Annotated in this window: 20 protein-coding genes; 18 read left to right on the top strand and 2 right to left on the bottom strand. The window is 46.7% G+C overall.

The window, feature by feature from the left end; translation table 11 throughout:
* From A3842_RS03130 to A3842_RS03115, 4 genes are all read left to right on the top strand, one after another.
* Positions 1 to 1035, top strand: a 1035-nt coding sequence (locus A3842_RS03130) for an AlbA family DNA-binding domain-containing protein (RefSeq protein ID WP_178382282.1), incomplete at its 5' end; no start/stop codon positions are given.
* Positions 1036 to 1298: 263 nt separating this feature from the next.
* Positions 1299 to 2039, top strand: a complete 741-nt coding sequence (locus A3842_RS03125; protein WP_074100395.1) for an NPCBM/NEW2 domain-containing protein — start codon at positions 1299 to 1301, stop codon at positions 2037 to 2039.
* Between the two features lie 12 nt (positions 2040 to 2051).
* On the top strand, positions 2052 to 2663 hold the full coding sequence (locus tag A3842_RS03120; protein ID WP_083609454.1) for a restriction endonuclease: 612 nt from the start codon (positions 2052 to 2054) through the stop codon (positions 2661 to 2663).
* A 452-nt stretch (positions 2664 to 3115) separates the two neighbouring features.
* Complete coding sequence (locus tag A3842_RS03115) at positions 3116 to 3577, top strand: hypothetical protein (protein WP_074100394.1); 462 nt, start codon at positions 3116 to 3118, stop codon at positions 3575 to 3577.
* 227 nt (positions 3578 to 3804) lie between these two features.
* Here the strand turns inward: A3842_RS03115 and A3842_RS03110 are convergent, their stop codons facing one another.
* Positions 3805 to 4143, bottom strand: a complete 339-nt coding sequence (locus tag A3842_RS03110; RefSeq protein ID WP_074100393.1) for an immunoglobulin domain-containing protein — start codon at positions 4141 to 4143, stop codon at positions 3805 to 3807.
* Between the two features lie 132 nt (positions 4144 to 4275).
* On the opposite strand from A3842_RS03110, the gene A3842_RS03105 reads away from it, so the two are divergent.
* The 3 genes from A3842_RS03105 (at position 4276) to A3842_RS03095 (ending at position 6616) form a co-directional block, all read left to right on the top strand.
* Positions 4276 to 5580, top strand: a complete 1305-nt coding sequence (locus A3842_RS03105) for a site-specific DNA-methyltransferase (RefSeq protein ID WP_074100392.1) — start codon at positions 4276 to 4278, stop codon at positions 5578 to 5580.
* A 177-nt stretch (positions 5581 to 5757) separates the two neighbouring features.
* Positions 5758 to 6204 (top strand): acetyltransferase, encoded by a 447-nt coding sequence (locus tag A3842_RS03100; RefSeq protein ID WP_074100391.1) that lies wholly within the window; start codon positions 5758 to 5760, stop codon positions 6202 to 6204.
* 202 nt (positions 6205 to 6406) lie between these two features.
* A complete protein-coding gene (locus A3842_RS03095; protein ID WP_074100390.1) occupies positions 6407 to 6616 on the top strand; it encodes a hypothetical protein in 210 nt (69 codons plus the stop codon).
* On the opposite strand, the gene A3842_RS03090 is transcribed toward A3842_RS03095, so the two are convergent.
* Entirely contained in the window at positions 6617 to 7327 is a 711-nt protein-coding gene (locus tag A3842_RS03090; RefSeq protein WP_074100389.1) for a hypothetical protein, read from the bottom strand.
* A gap of 151 nt (positions 7328 to 7478) precedes the next feature.
* Here A3842_RS03090 and terS point away from each other — a divergent pair, with 151 nt between their 5' ends.
* The 11 genes from terS (at position 7479) to A3842_RS03035 (ending at position 16073) form a co-directional block, all read left to right on the top strand.
* Complete coding sequence (gene terS / locus A3842_RS03085) at positions 7479 to 8384, top strand: phage terminase small subunit (RefSeq protein ID WP_074100388.1); 906 nt, start codon at positions 7479 to 7481, stop codon at positions 8382 to 8384.
* Between the two features lie 398 nt (positions 8385 to 8782).
* Positions 8783 to 9553, top strand: a complete 771-nt coding sequence (locus A3842_RS03080; protein WP_305953367.1) for a hypothetical protein — start codon at positions 8783 to 8785, stop codon at positions 9551 to 9553.
* Between the two features lie 3 nt (positions 9554 to 9556).
* A complete protein-coding gene (locus tag A3842_RS03075; RefSeq protein WP_074100387.1) occupies positions 9557 to 11035 on the top strand; it encodes a phage portal protein in 1479 nt (492 codons plus the stop codon).
* Complete coding sequence (locus tag A3842_RS03070; protein ID WP_244169756.1) at positions 11028 to 11849, top strand: structural protein; 822 nt, start codon at positions 11028 to 11030, stop codon at positions 11847 to 11849. Before A3842_RS03075 ends, A3842_RS03070 begins: the two co-directional genes overlap by 8 nt.
* A 37-nt stretch (positions 11850 to 11886) precedes the next feature.
* On the top strand, positions 11887 to 13113 hold the full coding sequence (locus tag A3842_RS03065) for an XkdF-like putative serine protease domain-containing protein (protein ID WP_074100386.1): 1227 nt from the start codon (positions 11887 to 11889) through the stop codon (positions 13111 to 13113).
* Between the two features lie 21 nt (positions 13114 to 13134).
* Positions 13135 to 14082 (top strand): major capsid protein, encoded by a 948-nt coding sequence (locus A3842_RS03060; protein ID WP_074100385.1) that lies wholly within the window; start codon positions 13135 to 13137, stop codon positions 14080 to 14082.
* Positions 14082 to 14387, top strand: coding sequence for a Rho termination factor N-terminal domain-containing protein (locus A3842_RS03055; protein ID WP_074087509.1), 306 nt, complete (start codon positions 14082 to 14084; stop codon positions 14385 to 14387). Before A3842_RS03060 ends, A3842_RS03055 begins: the two co-directional genes overlap by 1 nt.
* Positions 14365 to 14751, top strand: a complete 387-nt coding sequence (locus A3842_RS03050; protein WP_074100384.1) for a hypothetical protein — start codon at positions 14365 to 14367, stop codon at positions 14749 to 14751. Before A3842_RS03055 ends, A3842_RS03050 begins: the two co-directional genes overlap by 23 nt.
* Before the next feature lie 8 nt (positions 14752 to 14759).
* Positions 14760 to 15074, top strand: coding sequence for a hypothetical protein (locus A3842_RS03045; protein ID WP_244169757.1), 315 nt, complete (start codon positions 14760 to 14762; stop codon positions 15072 to 15074).
* A complete protein-coding gene (locus tag A3842_RS03040; protein ID WP_244169764.1) occupies positions 15067 to 15585 on the top strand; it encodes an HK97 gp10 family phage protein in 519 nt (172 codons plus the stop codon). The genes A3842_RS03045 and A3842_RS03040 overlap by 8 nt, the downstream gene beginning before the upstream one ends.
* Positions 15582 to 16073 carry a hypothetical protein gene (locus tag A3842_RS03035; RefSeq protein WP_074100382.1) on the top strand — a complete coding sequence of 164 codons (492 nt, stop codon included), beginning with the start codon at positions 15582 to 15584 and terminating at the stop codon, positions 16071 to 16073. Before A3842_RS03040 ends, A3842_RS03035 begins: the two co-directional genes overlap by 4 nt.
* The last annotated feature ends 83 nt before the right edge of the window (positions 16074 to 16156 follow it).

Below are 16156 nucleotides of genomic sequence, written 5' to 3'. Positions count from 1 at the left end.
GATATAATAGCAGCGATGGCGTTCTCTGATATACCACCTTCAAGTTCAACAATTTCGGATCAGTATTATGGTTTGAAAGAGAGTGATAGATCATTCGAATTGGAAGTACAACTTAGAAAAATAGGCATTGAAAATCTAGAAAAACAATTTATAAATGTATATGATGAGATACGAGCGGTTCTACATATAAGCACCAAAAATTTTAGAGAAATAGTATTTGGTGATCCTGCTCTGAAGCTGCCAAGATATTTCCATGTTGTCTTTTTAGCTTTCCACAAATTATTAATAAAAGAAAACAAACAAATAAGTAGTTATACAGAACTGGAAAAGAAGTTAACGGGCATCGCTTCTCACATTAAAATAACTGAAGGTGGGAACTGGAGCGCGTCTAATAAAAATGATAATGTTAATGCTGTTTCAGGTATCCTGCAAAGTTGTTTCAAGAATAAGTCTGAGGAAGATCCGGCCAGTCATAAATGGTTAACTGAATTCGAATCGTTATTGATGCAATCGAAGACAGAACAAACGCTATATGATTTCAAACAGGGTTTTACAATATTGGATTCTTCTAATGCTTTTGATGAAAAAAGTTTTTCGAAAATAATAAAAACACTAACTGCTATGGCTAATAATAGCCCACATTCAATTGGTTATGTATGCGTGGGTGTTTCAGACAAATTTACAGATGCTCAGCGAATAAAAGAAATATATGGAATTGAACCAACGAATTATAGAGGGTTCTTTATAACAGGGATAGGACATGAAGCTCAGATTTTAAAAAAGGATCTTGATTCATTCTATAGATGGGTAATACAAGAAATAAAAAAACAGCCTATTTCTGATGAGGCGAAAGATATGTTGTCTCGGAACATAAGAATAATAAATTATTTTGAAAAAGATGTATTGATATTTACTGTTAAGTCCACTCCTAATCCTATGATTTATACGGATAAGTATTACACTCGACATGGAGCTAATATTAACGAGGTAGAACCTAAAGATTACCCAAGCTTCTTTAGAAGGTTTAGTCAATAATTTTTTGACCGACTTATGACCGTATAAATGCCGTTCATTAGGGTTTTAACATGATATATTTGTACTGTGGAAATCAGGCGAGAGTGAAACGCACGGCTGCAGCGATGTAGCATTAACCGGAGCGTATCTCCTCTCGTTTTTTGCATTCCTAAAAGCTAATACGAAAAATTGACAAAATCCACCGAAAAATGTGAGAGGATACAGGAAAGTATTGTCGAATCCTTGGCTAGTAAGAATATACTAGTTCATGGGAGAGAAAGCAGATGAAGGATAAGCTTAAGGGACTGATGGTTGGACTTACAATAGGTTCATTGGTAGCAGGTTCTACTGTGTTTGCCGGAACAAATGTAAAATTAAATGCTGTACTGGAAAACGTAAAGTACATGTTCAATGGTGTTGAGAAACAATCGTCACAATCAATTATCTATAACGGACAATTGTACGTCTCGGCAAGTTCTTTTGCAAAAAATTCCGGTCAAGATTTCACCTATGATGGTAAGAACAAAACAGCTTGGGTTGGGAAAAAAGAGGGGACTTATAAATATTTGTCCGATTTATCTTATGCTCGTACAGACAAGAAAGATACAAAGTTTCATTTTAATAAATGGGATAATGCTGGTTCAAGCATTCCAAGTAATAATGGTAATTTTATCATTGCAGATAATAAATATTTACATGGTATAGGGCTTGAGAATTTGTTTTACATGTCGAATAACGGGACGGGATCAATAGAATATAACCTCAATGGTAAATATAAGAAGCTTACAGGTTTTATTGGTATAGATGATTATTCAAAGGACAGTGCCAATACTGGACAAATAAAAATCATAGCTGATGGTCAAGAAATTTACTCATCTCCGGAGATGTTAGGTGGAGATTTACCTAGGGAAATCAAGTTAGATATATCCGGTGTGCTTAAATTAAGAATTGAGTTTTCTACAGAAGGAGAAGATTATCGTAGTAGCACATTCATAGACTTTGCAGAAGCTAAGCTTTTTCAATAGCGGAGGTTCCAAATGGCAAGAAGAAAGAGTAAGGCAAAGCAAGAAGAAGAGTTTTTTCAAGGGGTGGCTGGCTTAGCAGCAATGGGATTAGCACTCGGAGGATACTATTTAACTAAAACCTTACAGGGGGCTATAGTTGGAGCGGCTGTCGGCGTGGTTGTTGTAGTTGCATTGATGATTATTATAGGGCAAAAGCGAGCCGAACGCTTAAAGAAATCTGGTATTGCTGAGATTGATAAAATGGAAGGTGTTCAGTTTGAACAATACCTTGGCCACCTCGTCCGATCTCAAGGATACAAAGCTGAAGTTACTCAAGCAGCCGGTGATTATGGCGCTGATCTGGTCCTATCTAAAGACGGGAAGCGAATTGTAGTCCAGGCAAAAAGGTACGGCAAGAATGTGGGATTGAAGGCAGTACAAGAGGTTCGTGGGGCAGTTTCGCATTACGGCGCTTCAGCAGCTTGGGTTGTAACAAATAGAGATTATACTGAGCAGGCTTACAAGCTTGCAAAGTCAAATAATGTTCGTCTCATCGGTCGTGAAGAGCTTATCGAAATGCTTTTGCAAATGAGAGAGAAGATGACAGCTGCTAAAAAAGCCAATAATACTAAGACGAGCGCTTAAGCGAAATAGTGAGAAATAAAAAGTATGATGTGTGATTAGATGTGCTCAAGCCGTATTTTCACTGCCGGTGGTTTTGACTCTCATTTCACTGAGTCAGTAAAATGGTCTTGTTCTCCTTTGTAACAAAGTCCGTAAAGATTTTAAGCAAAGAGCGTAGCGCATTTGCTGCGGATGCGGAGCGGACGCCGCTCTATTGATCAGGCTCATAGCACGATTGAAATGAATACATATTCTTAAGTCGCTCATTATTGGGCGGCTTTTTTATATTGGGGGAATTGATTTGAAGAGGAAGCAGCTGCGGCGCTTAAAAGACCCACCCCAGCAGACGGCTAAGTGTAAGGGTTGCATATGGGGGCGCTGGGAAGGAACAGCACAGTTTTGTGGTAGGGTAAAATGTCAGAAGGTAAAAACTTCCTAGACGTCGAATTGTGATGTCGAAGGGAGGAGATGCATTGAGTTTCGATTGGGGTGGTTTTGCGGGAGGCATCGTCGGTACAATGGGTGCATTTGGTGCTGCTTGGTATACTTTCTGGAAGCAAAAACGGAACGAAAGGCCAGGACGTGAAAAAAAAAGACTGGAGCTTATCTCAGTTATTAGGAGTACCCTTGATAAGCATTGGTGGTCTATGGCTGGAATGGAAGCTGAGAAGGTTCAAGATGTATTTGATAAGACGTTTGAAATAACAAATGAAGTTAACAACTTTCTGGGCTCGGCGATTGAGACAGACAGTGAACTTGCTTCGTTAATATTAAATATTGTCGATGGATTGAATATACTTGGTAATGATTATTCGAGACGTGAAAAGACAGATAAGAATCTTCAGAGCTATCAGGATGACATTTGGAACTTGCTAGGGTCTAAAATCACAGATTGTGACCATTTGCGTGATATTATGTTGAAGAGATATCAATAAGCACCTTAGGGTGCTTTTTTTATGCCTGAAAGCGGCCTTCTGTAAGCCGATCTCAGGCCTTGATTGTAGGAACGTGCGTTTGTGTGATGATGCGCGGAAAAGAGCAGGGCGGGCTGATTCTGTTCGTCTCTCGCTGGATTTCTGGCGAACCGAAGATGAAAAACCAACTCAACACAAAAAATCCACACTAAACAAGTAGTGTGGACTTTTTGTATAACAAATTAATACTAATTAATATATACATGAACAAATTCTAATGAATTCCCATACTTATCAATTACGTAAATATCACCTACAAAACCGTCATCGTCAGTGATGGGGCTTGTAGTGGCAGTAACTAGTCCTTTGCTTGAAACTGTGAGTTTCTTAAAGTCGCCTTGGAGTATAACATACTTATATCCTGTTCCTGAACCTAACTGATAAGTTCCACCAGGGGTAAGGTGAATTGAATATACTATCTGTTGAGCTTTTGCCTCAGCTGTAGGAGTAAAAAGCGGGGAGTTTGAAAAGAAGAGGCCAAACGACAACATTAGAGCAGCAAATGATGCTAATAAGAGTTTTTTCATTCAAAAGAAACCTCCTTAAATTTTGTTAGATGACCTTACCGCTAATTACAAAAAAAGTAAGTGATGAACATCATGCTTTGTTACATTGAATAATTTTCTTTTACAAAATTCCTTACACGGGGGTTCTGGATAATGATTCTTAAGACCATATCAATCGAGCAAATTAACGCAGCAACCTACAACCCAAGAATTGATTTAAAGCCAGGAGATCCGGAGTATGAGAAGCTTCGCCGTAGCCTGGACGAATTCGGCTACGTTGACCCAATCGTTTGGAATGAGCAGACTGGTAACATGGTCGGCGGCCATCAGCGGTACAAGGTACTGGTCAATGAGCAGAACTGCACGGAGCTGGCCGAATCGGTAGTTAACCTAGACCCGGAGCGGGAGCGTCTGCTGAATCTGGCGCTGAATAAGGTATCTGGCCGCTGGGATGATGAAGCCTTGGCGCAATTGCTGAGTGAACTGCAGGAAGGCGAGGCGGATCTGGCGCTGTCCGGTTTTGATCCGGAGGAGATCAAAGAGCTGATCACAGAGTTCGGCGGCATGTCGGATACCGAGATTGATCTACCAGTTGTGGAAGACGAATTTGACGTCAAGGGAGCCCTTGATCAAATCAAAGAGCCTGAAACGCAGCGCGGTGACATTTGGCAGCTTGGCCGGCACATTCTCATGTGTGGTGATTCTACGGATGCTGAGGATGTTGCCAAACTGATGGACGGGGTGAAGGCGTCTCTAATTGTAACGGACCCCCCTTATAATGTGGCGGTACAGAGCGACTCAGCCCGCTTGGCTGCCGATGGTCGCAGCTCTATAATGAACGACGATATGCCCGCAGAGGAGTTTGCGGGCTTTTTGCATGCCGTCTTTGAACAGTACGCCGTGGCCATGGAACCGACCGCTGCAATCTATGTCTTCCATCCTTCATCCTATCAGCGGGAATTTGAGGACGCGATGAACGTCGCAGGGATTGCGGTACGCTGCCAGTGCATTTGGGTCAAGAACGTGGCCACTTTCGGCTGGGCACAATACCGCTGGAAGCATGAGCCGGTCTTTTATGGCCATATGATGGGCAAGGCCCCGGCATGGTACGGCGATCGTACTCAGACCACGGTCTGGCGGTCCGGTTTACCGGCAGAAGATCCACTCCCTGAAACGGTTTGGGAGGTTTCAAAGGGGGATGTAACCAAATATGTTCATCCTACAAAGAAGCCACTTGAGCTGCTGGCCATACCGATCCGGAACAGTAGCCAGCGTGAGGATATTGTGGTCGATCTATTCGGTGGCAGCGGCTCCACCCTTATGACTTGTGACCAGCTTGGCCGGACATGCCAGACAATGGAACTAGATCCGATCTTCTGTGATGTCATTAAGAAGCGATATCAGGAAGCGACCGATATTGAGCCCGTGCTGATTCGTCGTACTGATCCCGTAGTTTAAAGATAGGCTTAAGTTTTGTATTTGATTTTTTATTAAGCTAATGACAGGATAGTACGGTGGCGATTACTTATCTTTGCAAAAGCTTCCCATTTCCACGTTTGACTCTGTATGATATTAAAAAGAAGATTTATCAAGGGGATTAATCTTTTGACAAATTAGAAATACGGAGGCTGAGTAATGCTAAACAAAATTGTCCCACATGAAGAAAACTATCATGATAATTTAATAAATATTTGGTACAAGGCTGTGTGTCATACACACACATTTTTGACTGATGAGGATATTGAATTTTATCATCAGATGCTTCAAAACGGAGCGCTAAATGAAGTTGAGATTTGGTTGGAATTGAACGAAAATGAAGAACCGACAGGGTTTATTGGGCTTGACGGAACAAAGATAGAGATGCTATTCGTAGATCCCAAATATCACGGAAGGGGTATAGGTAGTCGATTGATAAAACATGCCAAAAAATTAAAAGGCAGCAATCTCCAGGTTGATGTGAATGAGCAAAACGATGGAGCGTACACATTCTATAAACGGTTTGGTTTTGTACAGATAGGACGATCGGAATTGGACAGTTCAGGACGACCCTTCCCCTTACTTCATCTAGTAATAAAAAGTTAAGCTACGTGACGCTATAGTTTAGAATCAACCGCCTAAAGATTGGGCGGTTTTCTTATGCCAAGACATATTAAAAGGAGGACGCGTTAACGTCCTCCCAATCACCCAGGGTATCCCCCGGCTGAGACAGCGGCCCGCCGCGCGCGGCATTTTCGGACATCCGCTGTCTCGTTTCCAAATATACACGGAAGCCGAGGGGAACGCAATGGGAACAAAAGATGAACTTTTATTGCAACATGAGCTCGAAGTTATGGCTGGTATCCTCGAAAGTAAGGCGCAATACCGGAAGATCGTTAAGGCCGGCATAGCCAAGTGGGTCAAGGACTTCCAGGACGGTCGAATTGAAATTAAGACGGTGGACGATCTGAAGAAGCTGATTGAGATTGATATTGAGCTGCAGAAGGATGAAATATAATTATTGCTCTATGAAATAGTTATCATCATCAGCAGAATTAAATGTTTCAATCTCAGATACCTCTTCTTCTATTTCAGGGTATTCAATATAGATAGGAGAGCTATCGCTTAATGGACTTGACAAGTTATAGTACACTTCATCTCTTTGAGTAGTCTGAGTATAAGGATATTGATATTGATTGTAGTTAGCATACGGGTAAGGTGATGTGATTTGATTATCACTATGATGATTGTAATGACTGAGTTGAGTGATTGCTGAACTTATTTCATTGTCTGTGTGTATTTCATAACTTCTATTAGACTTTTCTTGCCTGATAGATATACCTGTCTGACGTGCTATATCGTTCGGAAGAGATTTTTTCTTACACTCATCAAAAGACTTTTTCCCTGCGGTTTCAGCTGCAGCAATACCTGCCGCCACACCACCAAGTATTGCTCCAATACCACCAGTGGAACCAACTGTTGCTGCGTAGGCTACCTTAAATGCAGCAAGTGCTACGCTAGAAGCTACTTTTGCACAAGAAAGAATTGCTGCTTTTTGTACAGGGGTAGTTTGTTCTGGATACTTCGTTACAAGGTAAATTTCTATTTTCTTTCTTTTCATGCCAAAGCAAGGGTAAGGTACTTTAACACCTAATACCTTTTTGTAACATGTTTTTGAAAATGGCTCATCATAAACAATTCGACGTAATAAATTTTTATGTTCTGGCATTATATCCCATCCTTTTCAAAATAAGATCACCAGATAGATTATTCATTTGTTAGTCAGATACCCAAAGATACTGTGACAATTTACCGAATTGAAGACAAAAAAATATAAATATCCTTAATGTTGGGATTGTATGGGGGTGGTGACATGTAGCATGGCTAGAGAACGCAGTCCCGAGCGGGACAAGGGAAAGCAAATGTGGCTGGAGAGCAGCGGGACGATGAAGCTGAAGGACATCGCCGCTGCTCTTTTTGTTGGCGAAAATAAGGTCCGCAAGTGGAAGTCTGTTGATCGTTGGGAAGAAAAGCTCAAAGGGAACGTTTCACCCGAATCCAAAGAGAGCGTTCCAATTGAAACGAGAGGGAACGTTCCACATCGCGGCGCTCCCAAAGGGAACAAGAACGCAGTCGGCAATCGTGGCGGCGCTCCCCCGGGCAATCAAAACGCTAAGGGAAACAACGGCGGGACCGGTGGGCCGCCTGGCAACAAGAAGGCCGTCACCACCGGTGAACACGAAACTATCTGGTTGGATACCCTGACCGAAACTGAGCAGCAGCTTATCAATCAGGTGGATACTGACCCGATTATTCAGGCGAATGAATCTCTTTACCTCCTGACGATCTGGGAGCGGCGCATGATGCAGCGGATCAAATTCCTGATGGATGGGCTAACCGAAACGGAGCGTAACGTCTTTTATGAGCTTAAGGCTATCAAAGAAGTCGCTACTATTCACGACGAAAAGACAGGTATCACAAAGAAGATTCCGCACAGCCGAAATGAAATGATGGAGTCGAAGATCGAGGAGAAGGGCTTCCGTAAGCTGGACGACATTGTGAAGCTGGAGGAAGCTTTGACTCGCATTCAGGATAAGAAGATCCGAGCTATCGAGCTGAAGAACCGGCTGACCGACGACGAGAAGCGTATCCGTATTGAGACCATGGAGTATGAGCTGCAGATGCTGAGCGGTGGTGGCGGTAAGGAAGACTTCGAGGATGATGGCTTTATTGATGCGCTGAAGGGCATGGCGGCGGGAGTGTGGAGCGACGATGGCGAAGCTTAAACTCAAGCCGCCGGCGTTCAAGTGGTCTCCATTCTCCGATAAGCAGCTCAAGGTTCTGACCTGGTGGACACCGGCAAGACCATCGGCGCACTCCGCCGTAACGTAGTCGGGCCACTAAAACGTATGCTGGCCAGCCGTGGGTATCATGTTCATGACAATCGATCTGAAAATGTACTCACCGTTACCCGGGGGCTTATCAGCAACCGGTTTTTCTTGTTTGGGGGCCGAGATGAAAGTTCACAGGATCTGATCGCCGGGATTACGCTGGCCGGCATGTTCTTTGATGAAGTGGCACTCATGCCAAAGTCCTTCGTAGACCAAGCGACCGCCCGTTGTTCGGTGGATGGTGCTAAGCTGTGGTTAACTGCAACCCAGCTGGCCCATATCATTGGTTTAAGATGGAATGGCTGGATCAGCTTCAGAAGAAGCATGCGCTGCACTTGCACTTCACAATGGAGGATAACCTGTCACTCTCCGAGCGGGTACGTGAGCGGTACCGGCGCATGTACAGCGGGATTTTCTATCAGCGGTACATCCTGGGTCTTTGGGTCATGGCCGAAGGAGTCATCTTCTCCAAGTTTGATGACGCGGTCCATAAGAAGGCACGGGACTGGTTCCCGGCCAAGTTTGACCGTAAGTTCATCTGTATTGACTACGGGGCCAATAATCCAACAGCGTTCCTGAAATACGGAGTCCGCGGGAACATCTATTATGAGCTGGAAGAGTATTATCACAACATCCGCCGCAAGGGTGAGAAAACGAATGGTGAATATGCGGATGACCTGGAAGCCTTTATTGACGGCGATGAGTATGCAATCTTCATCGACCCATCAGCAAAGGCTTTTATTATTGAGCTGAAGAAACGCGATATTAAGAATGTCCGGGCTGCTGTGAATACGGTACTGGATGGTATTCAGACGGTGTCCAACCGGTTCCAGCGCAATGAATTGTATATCTGTGCCGATAACACCAATTCCCTTCAGGAGTTGGTGTCTTACGTATGGGATGAAAAAGCCGCCGAACGCGGTGAGGACAAGCCCATTAAGCAAAACGACCATACCTGTGACGCGCGCCGGTATGGTATCCATACGGATTATCTGCTGCAGCGTGTGAAACAACGGAAGAAAGAGCGAGAGGAACGAATGGATAATGATTTGGGGTGGGTATAACGAATGAGCGGCGAAGCACAGTGGTTCCAGATAACAAAAGCAGAGGATAGGCACATTCCTTCCAGCGCGCAGCTGCCGGATAGCTTTGAGAACCTCTATGATCAGCATGGGCTGCTGCCATTCCCTCCTGGCAACGACCCTGCTTCCTGCAAGCTTCTGGTCCGAAACAGCAACATTATCCCGCAGTGCATTGAGGCATACAAGCGGAACATTGCCGGTTACGGCATTGCTTTGGAATATATCCCGGGGGAGAGCGATCAGACCGCGCTTGAGGAGTGGAACAGGGCCGACAAGTTTCTGGAGACCTGTAACCTGGAGGATACACCGGATGAGATTATCAGCTCTTTGATTGAGGACATTGAGAGTAGCGGGAATGCGAATGTGGAGTTCGCCTGGCCCACGGGTAGTGAGTTCCCGACACTCTACCGGATGAATCCCAAATATGTACGCTGTACCCGGGAAACTGACAAGGTGACAATCAAGCGGACGCGGCTGATCCGGTCGTCGAAGAAGGTCGAGGAGTTCTCGCAGGACATCTACGCCCGGAAATACGCCATGAAGCGCGGGCAGTCGGTAGTATGGTTCAGATCCTTCGGAACAGAAGGTCAAGGCAATCAGATCATTCCTCTGAAGCTTGGTAATGACGGCCCCTACGGGGAGCCGCGGTGGTTTGGGAATGCGCCGGGCGTGGTCGGCAGCCGGGAGGCTGAGGAGCTAAATGTTTCCTATTTCTCCAATGGCCGTATGCTTTCCATGCTGCTGACTGTGACCAATGGCCGGCTGACCAAGCAATCCATGGAGCTGTTGCGGAATGTTAAGGGAGCACAATCGCAGGGCGGCATACTTTACTTGGAAGCGATAGGGGAAGAGACCGGCGGGCCTTTAGATGAGAAGGTCGAGAAAGTGGCCATCAAGCTGGACAAACTGAATGATCTACTGCAGCAGGATGCATTGTTCCTGGAATATGGAAAGGACAAGAAAGCCGACATCCTATCCGCGTTCAGGTTGCCGCCGATTCTGGTGGGGCAGAGCTCCGATTACAATCGCGCTACGGCGCAGGCCGCGCTGCGGTTTGCAGAGGAGCAGGTCTTTGAGCCTTACCGCAAGTGGATTATGGATGAGATTTTCAATAAACGCCTGTTTCCGGCTATGGGCATCTTCCGGGTGCGGGCGACCCTGCGCGGGCCGCGCATCATTGACCCAGAAGACCGGAAGGCATTGCTGGACTTTATCGCAGACCGGGGCATAATGCTGGTGCGGGATCTGATTCCTATTGCTGAAGAAGTACTTGATACAACCATTGATGAGTCTAAGTACAGTGCGGAATACCTGGATACACCGATCGCGCAGCTTGTGAACAGCCAGCCGGCTATAACCGTACCTGAACCTGACTCCGATGTGAACGATCTGCAGGAGCGTGTGGCTACAATTGCCAAGCGTCTGCTACGTCAGAGTCATGATGAGGTAGTCGACCATGTGTAAGGAATGCTGGGAGCTCATCGCCAAAGCGGACGACACTGAGTTTCTAGACAGCCTGGAACTAACCAATGCAGAGCGCGCGGTGCTGGAAGAACTCTACAAGCAAGGAGAGAATCGGATTGTTGAGATTCTTGATCTTCAGGGGAAGGCGCTGCATGATGCGATTCTGGAACTCAGCGAGGAGCTGCTGCTTGATCTCGGGGAGCTGGGCAAGGTTATACAGTCCGTACAGTCCGGTGATTTATTCACAGTCCAGTTTGAACAGGCGGTATATGATGCCTTCACGCCGCTGTATCATCTTGCCGGCGAATCGGAGCTGACGGTCTTAAACACCGATAAGACCTGGTCCACGAAAAACAAGGCAGCGTCCCGATTCGCTAAGAACCTGCAGAAGCTTGTTCCAGATATGAACGGGACTAGTGCGGATGTCATGACCCGAGCCTTTCAGAAAGCCATCAAGGAGGGAAAGACACCCTCCGAGCGGGCATTGCTGGTGAGAGAGGTCAGCGCTGCCGCTGCTAAGGGAGACGCTGGCCCTTTTAACATAGAGCGGTCCATTACCGTTTCCCGAACCATGAGCACGGCCGCAGCCAACGGTGGTAAGTTGGAGGGTTGGAAGCAATCCGAGGTGGTCATCGGTAAGAAATGGCGTTCTTCGAAGGGTGATCGCACCAGGAAGACACACCGTAAGGCGAACGGCAGGTGCAGCCGCTGGACAAGCCTTTTGAAGTCGGTAAGAGCAAGCTTATGTTCCCTGGTGATCCTTCAGGACGACCGGAAGAAATTATACAATGCCGTTGCACAATGCAGTCGGTGATGGATTGATATTTCATGAAAGGAGGTGAGAACAGATTATGAGCTTTAAACTGAAAGACGCTAAGATTACGCATATCTCTCTGGTAGACAAGGGCGCAAACGGCGTGCCGTTTGCTATTATCAAGGCTGCTGGAAAGAATGCCATTCAGAAACAGGTCCAGATTGCCAAAATTGACGATGACAAGCGAATTGTCAAAGGAGTAGTGTATCAGCCGGATGTGGCCGATGCTCATGACGATCAAATGGATGAAGTCGAGATCGAGAAGGCAGCTCATCTCTTTATGGAGAAGCAACACACCTACAACATCGACAAGCAGCACGATCTCGAAGCCGACAAGGGATTTGTCATAGAGTCTTTCATTGCTCCTTGTGACATGACGCTCGGTGAGCAGCAGATCGCGAAGGGCTCCTGGGTGGCAGCTGTGAAAGTGACGGACGACGATACTTGGGAGGCCATAAAGAAATGCGAGATAACAGGCTTTTCAATGTGGGGTGTAGGTAAGCGGGAAGAGATCGAGGAGGAAGAGGAAGTATCCAAGGGGATCTTGAGCCGAATAGCCAAAGCGCTGGGGCTGATTGAAAAAGGCGCGGTCGCAGATAAATATCATAAGAACCGGAAGAACCGAGAATTTTGGGCGGCGCAGGATGCCCTCAACTCGGTTCTTTTTAATTGGGACAGCTGGCAGAGTGGACTGGAAACTGATGCGGAGACCATTCGGGAGGCGCTACAGGATTTTGTAGAGATCGCTCAAGGTGTGCTGATTCAGGACGACATTATCAAGGCCATCGGCGCGCCGCCGGAGCAGATTGCCAAAGCCGGTAAAAAGATTTCAGCCGGCAACCTGAAACACGTCGACGATGCTATCGCTGCTCTAACTGAATTGAAAAATAAAACGGCTCCCGTAGAAGAGGAGCCCGAGGGGGAAGACGAATTGAAAACTGAAGATATTGCCAAGGCCGTTACGGCCGCAATGGCCCCGATCGCTAAGCAGGTAGAAGGCCTGACGGCAGAGATTGCGGAGTTGAAGAAAGAGGAAGGTGTCGAGGGTGATCAACCCGCCGGTGCTGCTGCTCCGGCTGCGACCGTAGAAGAGACTGCGATTACAGATGCCATTGCCATAGCTCTGGCACCGTTGAGTGAGCAGATACAGTCGCTAACAGCTGATGTGCAGCTGGTGAAGAATAGCCGCGGAGCCTCCGCTCAAGGTGATGAAGAAGAAATCAGCAAATCAGAAGGCGCCGTTAGTTTCGGACGCTTCCTGTAATTCGAAGGAGGAATGCATACTATGAAAACAAACGGTATTATCACGAGATCTAGCATCCAGAAATCAACTATTGTAACTACGATGGACCAAAACGCCTTGAACTATGAGGAAGTCGAAGCCTTCACCGATATGGCGTATGAGGCAAATGGTTTCTTGAAAGGCATCCGTCATGAGAACCGGAAGAGTTCCAAAGGGACCATCGATAAAGTCGGTGTGCGGGGCCGGAACATGCGCGGTAAAAAAGAGAATATCATGGCGACCAATACACCAGGGCTTACCTTCCCGCAGATTCCCTATTCAGTAGAGCCGGTAGTACTGCCTTTCGACATCACAGAAGAGTTTATCCGCCAGACGCAGCGGGTACGCGGTCAAAACGCTGAAGATATCATTATGCGGAACATGGCCAACAACTATGGTGAGAATATGCAGGATATTGGTTTTAATGGTGATAAGGCAACCCCGAACACTGATCCGGATTATGAGTTTCTGAGCATAAATGATGGGTGGTTGAAGAAGGCGCGTACCACCGGTCATTACTTAGATTGGAAAACACTTTCGGCTAAAGAGAAAACTGGGGTTTTGTTTGAGGTAGAGCGAGCGATCCCGACCCGGAACAGAGCCGGTGGCGTGTTCAAATATTTCATGCATCCGAACACCTTCAGCGAGCGTCTTCAGATGCTGGCGGAGAAGGATACAAGTGCATCAATCCAACTGCAGATTATGGGGGGTACGAAGCAAGTCAATGCTTATGATGTTGAAGAGGTCTGGAGTATGCCGGAAGGCGCCATTCTCTTTACCTATCAGCCGAACTTTGCCATGGTCCACACTTACGATATGCAGATTCGTAAGACGACTGAGGGCAAGGAAGCAATCTGGACGGATAAGCGGTTCTATGCGATTCACTCAGACTTTGACGCCATCTTCGAAGAACCGCAGGCCTTGGCTTATGTGGAAGGGGTGGAATTTTAATGCCATACGTAACCTACAGGGGCAAAAATGCCTCCCTTCGGCTATATAGTATCCGGTTCGAGCCGGCTAAGCCGGTGCTTGTACAAGACAAGACTGTGCTGGAAAAGCTGCGTGATCATCCTGATTTTGAAGTTAATGAGGAAAAGGTGATTCCGCTGGAGGACCTTACCGTTGTACAGTTGAAGGACAAAGCGAAGAAAGCCAGCATCGAAGGTTTTGCTGACATGAAGAAGCCTGAGCTGATCGCTGCTCTGAAGACGCTGGAAGGCGGCGGTGTTCCGAATGCTAACAACGACACTCCTTAAAATCCGCAGCCGTGTCAGCGCCGTGCAGGAGGAGACTGGTGACCAGCTTGAGCAGTACATCGATGACGCACAGACCCGGATAGAATTGTATTTACCTGTTCCTTTTCCAGCGATGGTAGATAAGCAGCTTTTGCTTGCCTGGGTGAAGCTGGCGGAATCGCTGGCCCTGCAGGACAGTGAGGAATACTTGGCTTCCGCTGCACGGGGCTATTCAGCAGAAAGTGATGGTGCCTGGACATACACCCGACTGGCGGTGGAGGGAAAGACCACGGGTAATGCTGATGTGGACTCTATCCTCTTCCTCTGGGTCAAGAAGCAGCAGTCCGGGCCGGATGATGGGAACATCACGGCCTATTTGCTATGAATCACCGCATGAATACCCCACTCTCGGTGTACCGGGTCGGCCGGCAGCAGGATGCGGACAATCTGTTCAGCGATCGGAAGGCGGGAAAGGTCGCGGATCTGAAATGTTTCGTTGTTAAGACGCAGACGGATGCCAAAGCAGAATCCAATCCTGTCATATACATTATCAAAAAGACAATAGGGGTTCCGAAGACAGCGGATGTTCGAATCAGTGACGAAGTTTTGCTGTTCGGACGCCGGTATCTGGTGATTGACTCTAACCCGCGCCGTTACTGGCGTGAACTGCTGGTGACTTGCGAGGTGAAGGGCAGTGAACATGCATGATTTTGATGGTTTGGCCAAGAAATTTAAGAAGTTTAGCGACGACGGTGTGAATCAAATTCTCCGGAACATCACGGAGGCTGTTGGCGAGACGCTGCTGAACCTTATCATCGACGAAATTGATGAGCAGGATCTGATCGACACCGGGACCATGTGGAACTCCTTTACTCGCGGGGAGGACGGCAACGTCTGGGAGTGGGATGTGGACCGGAATAGCATTACGCTGGAGGTCGGCTCTAATTTGGGTACGAGCAGCAGTGATCCCGGCAAGCGTGGGTATCCAAGGCTGCTGAATGACGGCTACACCATCCATAAGGCTCACTTTGTCCCGGGCTACTGGGCCTCCAATGGAACGTTTGTTTACGACCCTAGAGCAAAGACTGGGTTTATGGCCAAGCCCCGTTCTTTCATCGGCCGGCATTACTTTGATATTGCCATTCAGCAGTTGGAGGGTGGTATGAACGCTTTGATCATGAAGCGGCTGGAGAAGGAATTGGAGGGGATGCTATCATGATGGATGTTGGATTAAAAGCCTGGGCAGAACTCGTGCAGCAGGTCTATCCGGTTCTTCCAATTCTTCAAGATCGTTCCCGTTGGCTGGCCAGACAATTCGAGCAGCCGAGCGTATTTATAGAAACTGATCTAGTTTCCGATAAGGCGCACACCCCAGGGGCTGACCGGATCATAGAGAATGTGGGCCTGGTCTTCCACTACGATATGGAGCGGGACGACGATCAAGATCAGGGAGAGCCGGTTCCGTTTGACTTATCACCGTTCTTCCTGTACCTTCGTCAGCAGCGGTCCTGCGTGGCTTCACAGCGCTTTGGCATCATGATGGTGATAGAATCTCCGCGTACACGGTCGTTGAATGACCGGATTGAAATCACCTTCAGGTATTCATACCTTTTACACGTGCCGAAGTTGCTTGTGAACGGTGATGGCAGCCCAATTGGTAAGATCAATGATTTTTTTTTATTAAATCATATTGAGTTTCACTTATGACGAACAGACTTGCTCAACTAATAATTAAACTGCAGTCATTCATAATATAGTTAACATACCTCCTCCACTGAGGTATGTAATAA

It is taken from the genome of Paenibacillus sp. P3E (genome assembly GCF_001909045.1).
Classification (GTDB): domain Bacteria; phylum Bacillota; class Bacilli; order Paenibacillales; family Paenibacillaceae; genus Paenibacillus_AQ; species Paenibacillus_AQ helianthi.
Note: the sequence above shows the minus strand (reverse complement) of the source record. Positions and strands in the feature narration are given on the sequence as shown.

Bases quoted from the DNA above. Each gene is read 5' to 3' on its own strand.
- A3842_RS03125 (WP_074100395.1), top strand. From the start codon at position 1,299: ATGAAGGATAAGCTTAAGGGACTGATGGTTGGACTTACAATAGGTTCA.
- A3842_RS03120 (WP_083609454.1), top strand. From the start codon at position 2,052: ATGGCAAGAAGAAAGAGTAAGGCAAAGCAAGAAGAAGAGTTTTTTCAA.
- A3842_RS03110 (WP_074100393.1), bottom strand. From the start codon at position 4,143: ATGAAAAAACTCTTATTAGCATCATTTGCTGCTCTAATGTTGTCGTTT.
- A3842_RS03105 (WP_074100392.1), top strand. From the start codon at position 4,276: ATGATTCTTAAGACCATATCAATCGAGCAAATTAACGCAGCAACCTAC.
- A3842_RS03100 (WP_074100391.1), top strand. From the start codon at position 5,758: ATGCTAAACAAAATTGTCCCACATGAAGAAAACTATCATGATAATTTA.
- A3842_RS03095 (WP_074100390.1), top strand. From the start codon at position 6,407: ATGGGAACAAAAGATGAACTTTTATTGCAACATGAGCTCGAAGTTATG.
- A3842_RS03090 (WP_074100389.1), bottom strand. From the start codon at position 7,327: ATGCCAGAACATAAAAATTTATTACGTCGAATTGTTTATGATGAGCCA.
- terS (WP_074100388.1), top strand. From the start codon at position 7,479: ATGGCTAGAGAACGCAGTCCCGAGCGGGACAAGGGAAAGCAAATGTGG.
- A3842_RS03080 (WP_305953367.1), top strand. From the start codon at position 8,783: ATGGAATGGCTGGATCAGCTTCAGAAGAAGCATGCGCTGCACTTGCAC.
- A3842_RS03075 (WP_074100387.1), top strand. From the start codon at position 9,557: ATGAGCGGCGAAGCACAGTGGTTCCAGATAACAAAAGCAGAGGATAGG.
- A3842_RS03070 (WP_244169756.1), top strand. From the start codon at position 11,028: ATGTGTAAGGAATGCTGGGAGCTCATCGCCAAAGCGGACGACACTGAG.
- A3842_RS03065 (WP_074100386.1), top strand. From the start codon at position 11,887: ATGAGCTTTAAACTGAAAGACGCTAAGATTACGCATATCTCTCTGGTA.
- A3842_RS03060 (WP_074100385.1), top strand. From the start codon at position 13,135: ATGAAAACAAACGGTATTATCACGAGATCTAGCATCCAGAAATCAACT.
- A3842_RS03055 (WP_074087509.1), top strand. From the start codon at position 14,082: ATGCCATACGTAACCTACAGGGGCAAAAATGCCTCCCTTCGGCTATAT.
- A3842_RS03050 (WP_074100384.1), top strand. From the start codon at position 14,365: ATGCTAACAACGACACTCCTTAAAATCCGCAGCCGTGTCAGCGCCGTG.
- A3842_RS03045 (WP_244169757.1), top strand. From the start codon at position 14,760: ATGAATACCCCACTCTCGGTGTACCGGGTCGGCCGGCAGCAGGATGCG.
- A3842_RS03040 (WP_244169764.1), top strand. From the start codon at position 15,067: ATGCATGATTTTGATGGTTTGGCCAAGAAATTTAAGAAGTTTAGCGAC.
- A3842_RS03035 (WP_074100382.1), top strand. From the start codon at position 15,582: ATGATGGATGTTGGATTAAAAGCCTGGGCAGAACTCGTGCAGCAGGTC.